The following is a 12,936-nucleotide window of genomic DNA, read 5'->3' on the forward strand; positions in this document are numbered from 1 at the left end:
GCGCGCCGGATGCGGACGCCCGCCCGAGCGGCTCAGGCGCGGCGGACGCCCCGGAGCACGCGCGCGAGCAGGATGAAGAGCGGGATCATGCGCGCGAAGTCGCGGCCGGAGTGGGGGAGCCCCACGATCCGGTGATTCACCGACATCGTCACGGGATCGACGAATCGCAGGAGCCCCTCGCGACCGTTCCGCCGTCCGATGCCGGACTGCTTGAGTCCGCCCATCGGCGCATCGACCGAGCCGAACGACCCGCGATACCCCTCGTTGACGTTGATGCTGCCGGCGTCGATCTGCGAGGCGAGGCGCGTCCCGCGTCGCGTCGAGCCCGAGAGCACGGAGGCGTTCAGCCCGTACTCCGATTCGTTGGCGACGAGCACGGCCTCGGTCTCGCCGTCGACCACCGACAGGCTCACCACGGCGCCGAAGGTCTCCTCGGTGCACACGCGCATGTCGGGCGTGACGTCGGTGAGCACGGTCGGCTCGAACGCCCACGGACCGAGATCGGGGCGGTGCCGCCCGCCCACCAGCACGCGGGCGCCCTTGTCGACCGCATCGTCGAGGTGCGCGCGCACGCGTTCGAGCTGTGAGGCGGTCGCGAGGCTGCCGTAGTCGGCCTCATGGTCGAGGCCCGACCCGATGCGGGGGTCGGACAGGCGGGCGACGAGCGCCGCCGTGAACGGATCGGCGATGCGGCGGTCGACGTAGATGCGCTCGGCGGAGACGCAGAGCTGGCCCATGGACGAGAAGCAGGCGTACGCAGCATCCGCCGCCGCCTGCTCGACGTCGACGTCGTCGAGCACGAGCAGGGCGTTCTTGCCGCCGAGCTCGAGCGAGGCGCCGACGAGCCGCCGGCCGGCCTTCTCCGCGATCCGGCGGCCCGTCGCGGTCGAGCCCGTGAAGCAGATGTAGTCGACCTCATCGGTGACGGCTTCGCCGACCTCGTCGGCCTCACCGGCCACGACCGCCCACAACGCCTCGGGCAGTCCCGCGTCGATGTACGCACGGCGCAGGGCGAGGATCGAGAGGGCGCCCTGGTCGTCGGCCTTCTGCACGACGGCGCACCCCGCGGCGAGCGCGGGCACGACGTCCATGGCGGCGAGCGCCACCGCGTAGTTCCAGGGCGTGATGACGCCCGCGACGCCCTTCGGCCGATACCGGACGCGAGTGGAGACGGCGATCGGCACCACGCCGCGCCGACGGCCGCCGCCGAGCACGCTCCGGGCCTTCAACGCGTTCCAGCGCGTCACGCTGAGCGCGGCGTACACCTCTTCGAAGGCCTGGCCCCGGGTCTTGCCGCTCTCGAGCTGGGCCAGGTCGAGCAGCTGCTCGCGTCGCTCGAGCAGGAGGTCGTGTGCGCGGAGCAGCACGGCCCGGCGACGGGCGAAGCCGGCTCGCGCCCAGGCGAGCTGCGCGAGTCGCGCGCGCGACACCGCACCGCGCACGTCGTCGGCGCTGGAACGGGGCAGCTCCACGAGGGTCTCGCCGGTGGATGGCGTGGGCACGGCCACCGTGCGACCCGTGGACGCCACGAGGTCGTCGAGCAGCGCGTCGTACGAGGAGGGGACCGGCGTTCGGGCGGGGGCGTTCAGCACGTCGTCAGTCTAGGCGCGGGCGCCCTCGCGGGTCCCGCTATGCTTCCCGCATGACCGCACCGGAGCGACGTCTGGCCCGCGGCGTCGTGACCCGGTACGCGATCGGCTCGGTCGGCACCGGCGGCTTCGCGACGCTGCCTGGGCTCGTGCTCGTCTTCTACCTCACGGACACGCTCGGCGTCACCGCGCTCGCGGCCGGGATCGTCGTGACCGCCGCCAAGGTGTGGGACGTCGTGGTCGATCCGTGGATCGGCGAACGGAGCGATCGCGCACTGGCCGTCACGGGCACGCGGCGCACCTGGATGCGGGTCGGGGCGATCGCCCTGCCGTTCGCCTTCGCGGCGACGTTCGCCGTTCCGCTCGGACTGCCGCCCGCGGCATCCGGAGCCTGGGTCTTCATCGCGTTCCTCGCCGCGGCAACGGCGTTCAGCGTGTTCCAGGTGCCGTACATCGCGCTGCCCGCCGAGCTCACCGACGACTACGACGGCCGGACGCGCCTGCTCACCTGGCGCGTGGTCGTGCTGAGCGTCGCGATCCTGCTCTTCGGCGCGGGCGGTCCGCTGCTGCGGCGCGCCGGAGGCGACGACGAGGCGCTCGGCTACTTCGTGATGGCGGTCGTGGCCGGAGTGCTCATCGGCGCGGGCATGCTCGTCGCCACCACCACGGCCCCACGCGGTGCGCCATCGGCGGCACCGCCGCCGCGCCGCCTGCGCGACGGATACGCGGAGGGCCTGGCAGCCCTGCGGCGCAGCCGGCCGTTCCGCGACCTGCTCGCGGCTTTCGTGCTGCAGGGGCTCGCCACGGGCCTCATGCTCGCGGGCGCGAACTACGTGGCGGCACGCGTGCTCCGGTCCGAGGACGCGCTGACGTTCCTGTTCGTCGCGCTCATCGCACCCGCCGTCGTCTGCGCGCCCCTGTGGGGGCGGCTCGCGCGTCGCGTCGGCAAGGAGCGCGGCTTCGCCCTCGCGAGCGTGCTCTTCGCCGTCGCCGCGGCGACCCTGGCCGGAATGCTGTGGGCGCCGGGGCCGTGGGTCTACGCGCCCGTGGCGCTCGCCGGCGCGGCGTACGCCGGCATGCAGTCGCTGCCGATGGCCATGCTGCCCGACGTGATCTCGCACGACGCCCGCAGCCACGGCGACGGCCGCGCCGGAAGCTTCGGCGGCGTCTGGACCGCGGGGGAGACCGCCGGGATGGCGCTCGGTGCCACGCTGCTCACGATCGTGCTGGCGCTCACGGGCTACATCGAGTCGGTCGGATCGACCGTCGTCGAGCAGCCGCCGGCCGCCATCGCCGGCATCGTCGTGGCGTTCAGCCTGCTGCCCGCGGGCCTCGTGCTGCTGAGCCTGGTCCCGCTCGCGCGCTATCCGCTGCGGCGGGGCGACGTCGACGCGGATGCCGCGGTGGCGGTGCCGCGATGAACCTCCTGCGGCGCGACCCTGCCGACATCCTCGCCGAGATCGCGGCGCTGCGCGACGCCGACGCCCCCACGCACGGGGGACGCGTGCTCTCCTACGTGTACGACTCCGGCGTTCCCGAGCTCGACGAGCTGGCGGCCGGTGCGGCGCGGCTCATGCAGCCGGTCAACGGGCTCGATCCGACGACCTTCCCGTCCGTCGCGGCGATGGAGGCCGGCGTGGTCGGGTTCGCCCGGCGCGTCTTCCACGGCGAGGGGGCAGGCCCGGTCAGCGGCGAGGTCGTCGTGGGCTCCGTCACGTCGGGCGGCACCGAGAGCTGCCTGCTCGCGGTCAAGGCGGCGCGCGACGCGTGGCGGGCGACGCGCCCGAGCGGCGAGGCGGGCGGCCCCCTCGCGCCGCGGTTGGTCGTCCCGACCACGGCGCACGCGGCGTTCCACAAGGCGGCGGAGTACTTCGGACTCCGGCTCGACCTCGTGCCGGTCGACCCGGCCGACGGGGCACCCCGCGCCGCCGCCGTCGTCGACCGCCTCGGCGATGACGTGGCCCTCGTGGTGCTCAGCGCCCCGTCCTATCCCTTCGCCGCGCTCGATCCGATCGTCGAGGTGGCCGCGGCCTGCGCCGAGCGAGGCGTCGCCTTGCACGTCGACGCGTGCATCGGCGGCTTCGCGCTGCCGTTCTGGCCCGAGCCGGTGCCCCCATGGGATCTCCGGGTGCCCGGCGTGACGAGCCTCTCCGCCGACCTGCACAAGTACGGCTACGCCCCGAAGGGCGTCTCCGTGCTGCTCACGCGCGGGCGCGACCGCCAGCGCCGCCAGTACTTCGCGACGACGCGGTGGCCGGGCTATCCGGTCGTGAACCCGACGATGGCGGGGTCCAGGCCGGCGGGACCCCTCGCGGCGGCCTGGGCGATCGTCGAGGCGCTCGGCGACTCGGGGTTCGCCGAGCTCACCGCGCGCGCAGCCCGCGCCACGTCGGTGCTGCGCGGGGCGATCGACGGCATCGAGGGCCTCTGCGTCGTCGGCCGACCGGTGGGTCCGCTCCTCGCGGTCGCCGCCGACGAGGCGGTCGACGCAGACCGCCGAGTGGATCCGCACCACTGGGCGGATGCCGTCGGGGCCGCGGGCTGGCAGCTGCAGCTGCAGCCCGGGATGACGCAGCCCGACGGCACGCGTTTGCCGCCCACGACCCACCTCACCGTCACGCCCGTCACGGAGTCCGTGGCCGCCGACCTGTCCGGCGCGCTCGTGGCCGCCGCCGACGCCGTGCGCGGCGTCCCGCCGGTGGACGGCGCGGAGCTGGTGGCTGAGCTCGCGGCGGGGCTGGGCGGCGGGCCTTCGGCGCTCGCCGCGGCATCCGCCGACCTCGACTCGGACGCCGCGGCCGCGCTGCTCGCCGCGCTCGGGCTGCTGGGGGATTCCGGCGCCGCCGTCGCGCTGCCGGCCCGGCTGGCACCGGTGCTCGCGCTGGTCGAGACGCTGCCGGGGCCGCTCACCGAGCGCCTGCTCGTCGAGCTCCTCGCGCGCGTGGTCGAGCCCGGCCCCGCGACGCGCGGCGGCTAGGAGCCGGGCTGCTGCAGTCCGCAGCGCTCGGCGATGTACTCGTAGAGATCGGCCTTGAGCGCGTTGCCCGAGGGCACGTCGAGGCGGCCCGCGCGGCCGTCACCGGTCGCGACGGTGAACGGCAGGATGGTGCCGCGCTTGTCGTCGGCGAGTGCGTGGGCGTCGCATCGCGCCGGCCGCACGGCGAGTTCGATGGTGAACGGGGCGTCGCCGGTCGCGATGTCGAGGGCGAGGGGCCAGTCCTGGCCGGTCTCGTTCCCGAGCAGCGTGGTGGACGAGACGTGGTCCAGGCGCAGCGTCCCGTCACCGGCCTGGGCGGGGTCGACGCGCACGTCGATCCACGCGCGCCGGCCGGCACCGGTTCCCTCGCTGCGCAGTCGGTCGGGCGGCGTGATCGCGGCGACCGCGGCCACGGATTCCGCGAGGCAGTCGGCGTCGGCGATGCGCGCCATCGTGCCGAACGGATCGTCGGGCACGAGGACGCCGGAGCGAGTCACGCCGTCGGCCGCCCGCACGTCGACGGCGACCTCCACCGCCTCGGCATCGCCGTCGCAGACCGTGGGCGTCAGGTCGAGCCGGATGTCGATGGCGTCGTCGGCGCCGACCTCGAACGGCTCGTCGCGGCCCATGCCCGGCTCGAGCGCGGGGGATCGGACCTCGAGCCCGGTGACGGTGACCGGATCGCCGGTGTTCTCGAAGTGCACGACGAGGCGCCCTTGGGGCGCGTCGAGCCGCCCCTGCTGGACGGACGCGGTGAGTCCGTCGGGCAGCGATGCGTCGGCGTCCGCACCGGCACCGCCCGGGGCGCACGCGACGAGGCCCGAGGCGACCGCGATCGCGAGAATGGCAGCGGCGGCCGCGAGCCGTGGACGTGACCGGATGGCGCGCGGCATCCGCCTCACCGCACCGAGACGTCGAGGCGTCGGCCGGAGAGCGAGCGCGGACGCGTCGCGAGGGCCGCGGCGGCCTGCTCGATCGCGCGCGCGGCCGGGTCGTCGGGCTCGGCGAGGACCACCGGAACCCCCTCGTCGCCGCCGCGCCGCAGGGCGACGCTGAGGGGCACGCTCGCGAGCAGCGGCACCGCCTCGTCGACGCCCTCGGAGAGCCGGCGGGCGACCTCGACGCCGCCTCCGGAGCCGAACAGGTCGAGCAACGATCCGTCGGGCTGCGCGAGCCCGGCCATGTTCTCGATCACGCCGACCACCCGCTGACCGGTCTGACGGGCGACCAGCCCGGATCGCTCGGCGACGTCGGCAGCAGCGGGCTGCGGGGTCGTGACGACGACGACCTCGGCGTTCGGCAGCAGCTGACCGAGCGAGATCGCCACGTCGCCAGTGCCCGGAGGGAGGTCGACCAGCAGCACGTCGAGGTCGCCGAACCACACGTCGGTGAGGAACTGCTGGAGCGTCCGGTGCAGCATCGGCCCGCGCCAGGCCACGGCGACCGAGGAGCCCCGCCCGCCCGGTTCGGTCGGCTCGACGAACATGCCGATCGAGATCACCTTCACCCCGTGGGCCACCGGCGGCAGGATCATGTCGTCCACGCGCGTCGGGCGCGCCGCGGTCCCGTGCTCGTCGACGAGGCCGAGCAGGCCGGGGATCGAGAAGCCGTGGACGTCGGCGTCGACGAGGCCGACCGAGAGTCCGCGGGCCGCGAGCGCGACGGCGAGGTTCGCGGTGAGCGTCGACTTGCCCACGCCGCCCTTGCCGCTCGTCACCGCGATCACGCGCGTCAACGTGCCCGGGCCGAAGGGGTTGCCGCGCGCGGCCCGGCCGCCGCGGAGCCGCTCGGTGAGGGCCGCCCGTTGCTCGGGCGTCATCACCCCGAGCTCGACGACGGCGTGGCCCGATCCCACGACCGCCTCGGCGGCGACGCGCACATCGCGTTCGATGCGATCGGAGGCCGGGCAGCCGACGATCGTGAGCCGGATGCCGACCTCGACGCCCGTCGCGGTGGCGACGACGCGCTCGACCATGTCGAGCTCGGTGATCGGCCGCCGGATCTCGGGGTCGATGACACCGGTGAGCGCCGCACGGACGGCCTGCTCGACGTCGGCGGCATCAGGTCGCGGCATGCGTCGACTCCTCCTCGTCGCGCCGGTCGAGCTCGTCGAGCATCTGCCGCAGCTCCTGCCGGATGAACTCCTTCGACGCCAGGTCGCGCACGGCGAGCCGTAGGGCGACGACCTCGCGCGCGAGGTATTCGGTGTCGGCGAGGTTGCGCTCGGCGCGCTGCCGATCCTGCTCGATCTGCACGCGGTCGCGGTCGTCCTGCCGGTTCTGCGCGAGCAGGATCAGCGGAGCGGCGTACGACGCCTGCAGCGAGAGCACGAGGGTCAGGGCGGTGAATCCGATCACGATGGAATCGAACCGCCACGGTTCGGGCGCGAACGTGTTCCACGCCATCCATCCGAGTGCGAACACGGTGAGTCCGACCAGGAAGCCCGGCGTTCCCATCGCTCGTGCGACCCACTCGGTGAACCGGCCGAACCGGTCGCGGTCGCCCGAAAGGCGGAGGGGCGACGGAGATCGGCGCAGTCCCTTCGGGGTGTCGAACCGACGGTCGTCGGCGTCAGCGCGTGCCATCTCCTGCCCTCCTTCCGGGTGCGATCGGGATGCTGCCGGTGGCGAGCTGGGCGCGGGCGGTCGCGCGTCTGGTCACCTCCGACGAGTCGTCGGGATGACTTCGCCAGTCATCGGGAAGCAGGTAGTCGAGCACGTCGTCGATCGTGACGACGCCGACGAGCCGATGCTTCTCGTCGATGACGGGCACCGACACGAGGTCGTAGCTGGCGAGGATGCGGCTCACCTCGGCGGCGGACGTATCGGCCGTGACGGGCTCGAGGCCCTGGTCGATGAGCGAGCCGAGGCGCTCGTGCGGCGGGTAGCGCAGCATCCGCTGGAAGTGGACGATGCCGAGGAAGCGTCCGGTGGGCGGTTCGTACGGCGGCAGCGTCACGCACACCGCGGCGCCGAGCGCGGGCGGCAGGTCGTGACGGCGGATCAGGGCGAGACCCTCGGCCACCGTGGCATCCGCCGACACGATGATCGGCTCGGTGGTCATCAGGCCGCCCGCGGTGTCGGGGCCGTACGAGAGGAGGAATCGGACGTCCTCGGCCTCCTCGGGCTCCATGAGCTCGAGCAGGTGCTCGCCGCGGTCCTCGGGCAGCTGCGCGATGAGGTCGGCCGCGTCGTCGGGCTGCATGTGGTCGAGCACGTCGGCCGCGCGGTCGTCGCCGAGGTGCGCGAGGATCTCGACCTGGTCGGACTCGGGCATCTCCTCGAGGACGTCGGCGAGCCGGTCGTCGGGCAGCTCTTCGGCGACCTCCTGCCGGCGCTGCCGTGGCAGGTCGAGCAGCGTGTTCGCGAGGTCGGCGGGCTTGAGCTCGGAGTAGGTCGCGATGAGCTGCTCGGCCGACTGCGCCTCGCCGGCCGCGGTCGTCTCGCGCACCTCGCGCCAGGTCACGTACGCCGACGGCCCCTTCGCGAACGGTGACGCGCTCGTCTTCGGCCGCCGCACGAAGAGCTGGTCGACCTCCCACTCGCCGGGATCGCGTTCCTCGATCGCGACATCCTCGATGGTGGCGGTGCCTGACCCGTCGTTGAACGCGACCTTGCGCCCGAGCATCTCGGCGATCACGCGCACCTCGCCGCCCCGCTGCTCGAACCGCCGCAGGTTGATCAGGCCGGTGGTGATGATCTGGCCGCCGCCGATCGAGGTGACGCGGCCGATCGAGACGAACACGCGGCGCTTGCCGGGGATCTCGACGATGAGTCCGACGACGCGCGGCGGATCGGACTTGCGGTAGACCACGAGGACGTCGCGGACCTTGCCCACGCGGTCGCCCGCGGGGTCGAAGACGGGACACCCGGCGAGTCGGGCGACGAAGACTCTCGTGGCGCTCACGCCTCCAACCTACCGCGGAGGCGTCCACTCCCGGCGGGCGCATCGGCGCCCGTGGGAGAATGGCCCGGTGAGCACGCAGAGCCCGTTCGGCGGTCGCATCGGCCGCGCCTTCCCGACGCTGCCCAAGGGCGAGACGGTCGCGAGCTACGAGACCTACCAGGAGGCCCAGGCCGCGGTCGATCGCCTGGCCAAGGCCGAGTTCCCGGTCAAGGAGCTCTCGATCGTCGGCCACGACCTCACGAGCGTCGAGCGCATCACCGGCACCCTCAGCTGGGGTCGTGCGGCCGGAGCCGGCGCGCTGTCGGGCGCGTGGTTCGGTACCTTCCTCGGCCTGCTGCTCTTCATCTTCTCGCCGTCGGGCACGTCGCTCGGCATCCTCGGCGCCGCGATCCTCATCGGCGCGGGGTTCGGCATGATCTTCAGCGTGGTCTCGTACTCGATCAACCGCCGGCGCCGAGACTTCACCTCGGTCATGCAGGTCCTTGCCACGCGCTACGCGGTCATCGCCGAGCCGGCGCACGTGATCCGCGCTCGCCAGGTGCTGGGGGTCGCGGATGCCGCGGCGCCGCCGTCGCCCGGGGCCGCGCCCGTCGTGACTCCGCCTCCCGCCGAGCCCGTCGCCGAGCCGGGCGCGCAGCCCGGCGCCGCCGAACCCGACGGCGTCGAGGACAGCACGAGCCCCGCGCCGGTCGGCGACGGCGGCGCGCCTGAGCCGCGGCCCACCGACGACTCCCGACCGCTCACCTACGGCGAGGCGCAGGATGCCGCGCGTCGCGCCGCTCGCGAGCGCCGCGAGGCCGACGGGGCCTGACCCCGCCGGCCTGCACGCGCCGCCTTGATCAGCGGCCGGCGCTGCGCACCCAGGCCTCGACCTCGTCGGGTGTCCGCGGGATGCCCGCCGAGAGGTTCTCCGCGCCGTCGGCGGTGACGAGGATGTCGTCCTCGATGCGCACGCCGATGCCGCGGAACTCCTCGGGCACCGTGAGGTCATCGGGCTGGAAGTACAGGCCCGGCTCGATCGTGAAGACCATGCCGGGCTCGAGCACGCCGTCCATGTACATCGAGCGGCGCGCCTGCGCGCAGTCGTGCACGTCGAGCCCGAGGTGGTGGCTCGTGCCGTGGACCATGTACCGGCGGTGGAACTGGTTGTCAGGCTGCAGCGACTCCTCGGCCGAGACGGGGAGGAACCCCCACTCGGCGGTCTTCCGCGCGATGACGGCCATCGCGGCGGCGTGGATCTCGCGGAACACGGCACCGGGCCGGGCGACGCGCAACGCGGCATCCGCCGCCTCGAGGACGGCCTCGTACACCTGACGCTGCACGGCCGAGAACGTGCCGTTGACGGGGAAGGTGCGCGTGATGTCGGCCGTGTAGTAGCTGTCGCGCTCGACGCCCGCGTCGAGCAGCACCAGGTCGCCCGGCACGACGGGGCCGTCGTTGCGGGTCCAGTGCAGGATCGTGGCGTGCGGGCCGGCCGCGGCGATCGAGGCGTAGCCGACGTCGTTGCCGTCGAGGCGCGCGCGGGTGGCGAACACACCCTCGATCACGCGCTCGCCGCGCACCTCGCTCGTGATGCGGGGCAGTTCGGCGAGCACCTCGGTGAATCCGCGTTCCGTGGCGTCGACCGCGGCGCGCAGCTCGGCGACCTCGTACTCGTCCTTCGCGAGGCGCAGCTCGGAGAGCACGCGTGCGAGCTCGGCGTCGGGCTCGTGCTCGGTGTTGACCTCGAGGCTGAACGGCGTGTCGGCGGCGTTGGTCGAGAGCGCGGCCTCGGCGGCGAAGCGCAGGCGCGCGTGGTCGACGCGCTCGGTGATCGCGACGTCGGCCTCGCGCAGCACGAGCGTGGCGGTGTCGACCGCGTCGACCACGCGGTCGAAGTCGGCGATGCCGCGCGCCTGGAGCTGCAGGTCGGCGGCGACGTGCGCGAGCGAGGGGCGCGGGCCGATCCAGAACTCGCCGATCGCCGCGTTGGCGTAGAACTCCTCGGAGTCGCGCCCGGCGCGCTCGCGGAAGTACACCGTCGCGGCGTGGCCCGCCTGGCCGGTCGGCTCCATGACGAGGATCGCGCCGGGCTCGGAGTCGGAACCCCATCCGGTGAGGTGGGCGAACGCCGAGTGCGCGCGGAACGGGTAGTCGGTGTCGTTGGCGCGCTGCTTCATGTCGCCCGCGGGGATGACCAGGCGCTGGCCGGGGAACTCGGCCGAGACGCGCTCACGACGCGCGGCCGCGTACGCCGCCTGTGTGCGCGGCTGCGGGAGCGGCTCGTCGCGATCGGCCCAGCCGCCGAAGATGAAGGCCTTGAAGCCCTCGGACTCGGGCGTCGTGGAGCGGTTCGCGTTGCGGCCGGTCTCCTCGGCGGTGGTCTCGTCGATGGAACGGGCCTCGTGGGCCGTCGCGGTGGCGTCGCCGGAATTGGTCATGCGACCCATTCTCGCACCGAGCGGATGGCGCGGACGGCGCGGGTCACGCCCGCGTGAGCGTCGCCACGATCGGGCGGTGATCGCTCCCGGCCGAGTCGAATCCGCCGATCACGCGGAACCCCTCGACGCGCCAAGCCGGCGTCGCGAGCACGTGGTCGATGGGGCTGCCGAGCAGGGCGGGCACGCGGGTCGGCCAGGTGCCGACCGCCGCCGAGCGGGCCTGCGCCGCGGCATCCGCGCACCGCCCGAGGTCGCCGCCGTCGATGCCGCGACCGGCGAAGTGGTCGAGCGTGGCGTTGAAGTCGCCGGCCATGACGACGTTCTCGCCGGCGCACTGCTCGGCCAGCCAGTCGAGGTCGCTGCGCCAGTTGCGCAGCTCCCAGCGGATCGGCGCGACGGCGTGCACTGCGACGATCCGCGGGCCGTCGCCGTCGACGGGCTCGGCCACGACGCTCGGCAGCGTGTTGGTGTTCCCCGGAGGCCCGGGCCACGGTTCGTTCACGACCTGGTAGTCGCCGAGATCGGGCGAGATCAGGATGGTGGTGGAGCGCGCCTTGGCGACCTGGTCGAAGAACTGCGTGTGCACCCACATGGGCCGGCCGCCGTCGCGCATCGCGATCGCGATCTCCTCGCCGAGCGGCTCGGTGGTCTCGGGGAGCACGATGACGTCGGCCTCCTCGTCGAGGGCCAGGCCGGCGATGGTCGCGGCGTCCGGGACCTCGCCGAGCGTGTTCCACGAGAGCACGGTGAGCGAGTCGGCGGCCGCCGCCGCGGTCTCGCCGGACCCGCCGAATCCGCGCACCGCGAGGATGCCCGCGTTGCCGATCGAGAACGCGAGGAGGACCGCCGTCATCGCCAGCGCGAACCGGCGCGCGGGCTCGACGAGGGCCAGGAGCGCGAACACGACCGCCGTGGCGCCGGCTACCACGGCCGCCGCACCGCGCAGGGCGACCACGTGCGCCGCGATCCACTGGTTCTGCAGGCCGAAGCCCTGCGGCCACAGCAGCACGGCGGCGATGGCGGCGCTGCCGAGCACGATCGCCCAGCCGAGGATGCGGGGGAGCATTCGTCCCAGCGTAGGGGAACCGGGCGTGCGGCCGCCGCGCGTGCGCCGCATGTCTGCTGGGAGTCCGCAGTCCGGCCCGCGCCTACGATGGGGGCATGGTCGAAGCCCCGGTTCTCGTCGCGGCCGACCTGCACGCCCACTCCACCGTCTCGGATGGGACGGACACCCCGGCGGCACTGGTCGAAGCGGCCGCACGGGCCGGGCTCGAGGGGCTGGCGATCACCGACCACGACTCGACCGCAGGATGGGCCGAGGCATCCGGTGCCGCCCGCCGCCACGGCCTGGTGCTCATCCCCGGCATGGAGCTGTCCACCCGTGTGCAGTTCGCGAGCGTGCACGTGCTGGCCTATCTCGTCGATCCCGACGACGAGGGGCTGCTCGCCGAGACTGCGCGGATCCGCGAATCACGCCTGACGCGCGCGGAGAAGATCGTGCGGCGCATCGCGGCCGACTACGACCTCACGTGGGACGACGTCCTCGCGCAGACCACCGACGGCGCCACGATCGGCCGCCCGCACATCGCGGACGCCCTCGTCGCACGCGGTCACGCGTCCACCCGCTCGGAGGCGTTCGCCGGCATCCTGCACTGGCGGTCCGGATACGCGCAGCCGCACTACGCGCCTGATCCGCTCACCGGCATCCGGCTCATCCGCGCCGCCGGCGGCGTGCCCGTGCTCGCACACCCCGGCACGCGCGGCGCCGAATCGGTCCTCACCGACGATCGGCTGCGTCGGTTCGCCGACGCCGGCCTGTTCGGGCTCGAGGTCGACCACCCCGAGAACACCGCGGCGTCCAAGCCCCGGCTGCGGGCGCTCGCGGCGAAGTACGGGCTCGCGGTCACGGGCTCGAGCGACTACCACGGGCTCGGCAAGGCGAACCGCATCGGCGAGCACACGACGTCGGCCGACGTGGTCGCGCGCATCGTCGCCGAAGGGACCGGCGCGCGACCGGTCGTGCCGGCGCCGGCGGCCTGACGGG

The 12,936-nt window shown here is 73.9% G+C and carries 11 protein-coding genes; 4 read left to right on the top strand and 7 right to left on the bottom strand.

Annotation, left to right across the window (positions count from 1 at the left end; translation table 11 throughout):
* Positions 1-32: 32 nt before the first annotated feature.
* Entirely contained in the window at positions 33-1,592 is a 1,560-nt protein-coding gene (locus ACFQ58_RS16110) for a succinic semialdehyde dehydrogenase (RefSeq protein ID WP_376952179.1), read from the bottom strand.
* A 50-nt stretch (positions 1,593-1,642) separates the two neighbouring features.
* On the opposite strand from ACFQ58_RS16110, the gene ACFQ58_RS16115 reads away from it, so the two are divergent.
* Positions 1,643-3,010, top strand: coding sequence for an MFS transporter (locus tag ACFQ58_RS16115; RefSeq protein ID WP_376952180.1), 1,368 nt, complete (start codon positions 1,643-1,645; stop codon positions 3,008-3,010).
* Complete coding sequence (locus tag ACFQ58_RS16120; RefSeq protein WP_376952181.1) at positions 3,007-4,566, top strand: pyridoxal phosphate-dependent decarboxylase family protein; 1,560 nt, start codon at positions 3,007-3,009, stop codon at positions 4,564-4,566. The genes ACFQ58_RS16115 and ACFQ58_RS16120 overlap by 4 nt, the downstream gene beginning before the upstream one ends.
* Here the strand turns inward: ACFQ58_RS16120 and ACFQ58_RS16125 are convergent.
* The 4 genes from ACFQ58_RS16125 to ACFQ58_RS16140 are packed head-to-tail and all read right to left on the bottom strand — an operon-like array spanning position 4,563 to position 8,472.
* Positions 4,563-5,459, bottom strand: coding sequence for a hypothetical protein (locus tag ACFQ58_RS16125; protein ID WP_376952182.1), 897 nt, complete (start codon positions 5,457-5,459; stop codon positions 4,563-4,565). The two genes, ACFQ58_RS16120 and ACFQ58_RS16125, sit on opposite strands and share 4 nt — an antisense overlap.
* Positions 5,460-5,464: 5 nt before the next feature.
* A complete protein-coding gene (locus ACFQ58_RS16130) occupies positions 5,465-6,640 on the bottom strand; it encodes an Mrp/NBP35 family ATP-binding protein (RefSeq protein WP_376952183.1) in 1,176 nt (391 codons plus the stop codon).
* Complete coding sequence (locus ACFQ58_RS16135; RefSeq protein ID WP_376952184.1) at positions 6,627-7,151, bottom strand: DUF1003 domain-containing protein; 525 nt, start codon at positions 7,149-7,151, stop codon at positions 6,627-6,629. The genes ACFQ58_RS16130 and ACFQ58_RS16135 overlap by 14 nt, the downstream gene beginning before the upstream one ends.
* Positions 7,138-8,472 (bottom strand): magnesium transporter MgtE N-terminal domain-containing protein, encoded by a 1,335-nt coding sequence (locus ACFQ58_RS16140; RefSeq protein WP_376952185.1) that lies wholly within the window; start codon positions 8,470-8,472, stop codon positions 7,138-7,140. Before ACFQ58_RS16140 ends, ACFQ58_RS16135 begins: the two co-directional genes overlap by 14 nt.
* A gap of 67 nt (positions 8,473-8,539) precedes the next feature.
* Here ACFQ58_RS16140 and ACFQ58_RS16145 point away from each other — a divergent pair, with 67 nt between their 5' ends.
* Positions 8,540-9,283, top strand: coding sequence for a general stress protein (locus ACFQ58_RS16145; protein WP_376952186.1), 744 nt, complete (start codon positions 8,540-8,542; stop codon positions 9,281-9,283).
* Between the two features lie 28 nt (positions 9,284-9,311).
* Here ACFQ58_RS16145 and ACFQ58_RS16150 read toward each other — a convergent pair whose 3' ends face one another.
* Both ACFQ58_RS16150 and ACFQ58_RS16155 read right to left on the bottom strand, forming a co-directional pair.
* Positions 9,312-10,892 carry an aminopeptidase P family protein gene (locus ACFQ58_RS16150; protein ID WP_376952187.1) on the bottom strand — a complete coding sequence of 527 codons (1,581 nt, stop codon included), beginning with the start codon at positions 10,890-10,892 and terminating at the stop codon, positions 9,312-9,314.
* A 43-nt stretch (positions 10,893-10,935) separates the two neighbouring features.
* Positions 10,936-11,958: an endonuclease/exonuclease/phosphatase family protein gene (locus tag ACFQ58_RS16155; RefSeq protein WP_376952188.1), complete on the bottom strand. Its 1,023-nt coding sequence runs from the start codon at positions 11,956-11,958 to the stop codon at positions 10,936-10,938.
* A gap of 95 nt (positions 11,959-12,053) precedes the next feature.
* On the opposite strand from ACFQ58_RS16155, the gene ACFQ58_RS16160 reads away from it, so the two are divergent.
* Positions 12,054-12,932, top strand: coding sequence for a PHP domain-containing protein (locus ACFQ58_RS16160; RefSeq protein ID WP_376952189.1), 879 nt, complete (start codon positions 12,054-12,056; stop codon positions 12,930-12,932).
* Positions 12,933-12,936 lie beyond the last annotated feature (4 nt).

This window comes from Agromyces sp. NPDC056523 (assembly GCF_042794545.1).
Lineage (GTDB): Bacteria > Actinomycetota > Actinomycetes > Actinomycetales > Microbacteriaceae > Agromyces.

Bases quoted from the DNA above. Each gene is read 5' to 3' on its own strand.
- ACFQ58_RS16155 (WP_376952188.1), bottom strand. From the start codon at position 11,958: ATGCTCCCCCGCATCCTCGGCTGGGCGATCGTGCTCGGCAGCGCCGCC.
- ACFQ58_RS16115 (WP_376952180.1), top strand. From the start codon at position 1,643: ATGACCGCACCGGAGCGACGTCTGGCCCGCGGCGTCGTGACCCGGTAC.
- ACFQ58_RS16130 (WP_376952183.1), bottom strand. From the start codon at position 6,640: ATGCCGCGACCTGATGCCGCCGACGTCGAGCAGGCCGTCCGTGCGGCG.
- ACFQ58_RS16160 (WP_376952189.1), top strand. From the start codon at position 12,054: ATGGTCGAAGCCCCGGTTCTCGTCGCGGCCGACCTGCACGCCCACTCC.
- ACFQ58_RS16135 (WP_376952184.1), bottom strand. From the start codon at position 7,151: ATGGCACGCGCTGACGCCGACGACCGTCGGTTCGACACCCCGAAGGGA.
- ACFQ58_RS16150 (WP_376952187.1), bottom strand. From the start codon at position 10,892: ATGACCAATTCCGGCGACGCCACCGCGACGGCCCACGAGGCCCGTTCC.
- ACFQ58_RS16125 (WP_376952182.1), bottom strand. From the start codon at position 5,459: ATGCCGCGCGCCATCCGGTCACGTCCACGGCTCGCGGCCGCCGCTGCC.
- ACFQ58_RS16120 (WP_376952181.1), top strand. From the start codon at position 3,007: ATGAACCTCCTGCGGCGCGACCCTGCCGACATCCTCGCCGAGATCGCG.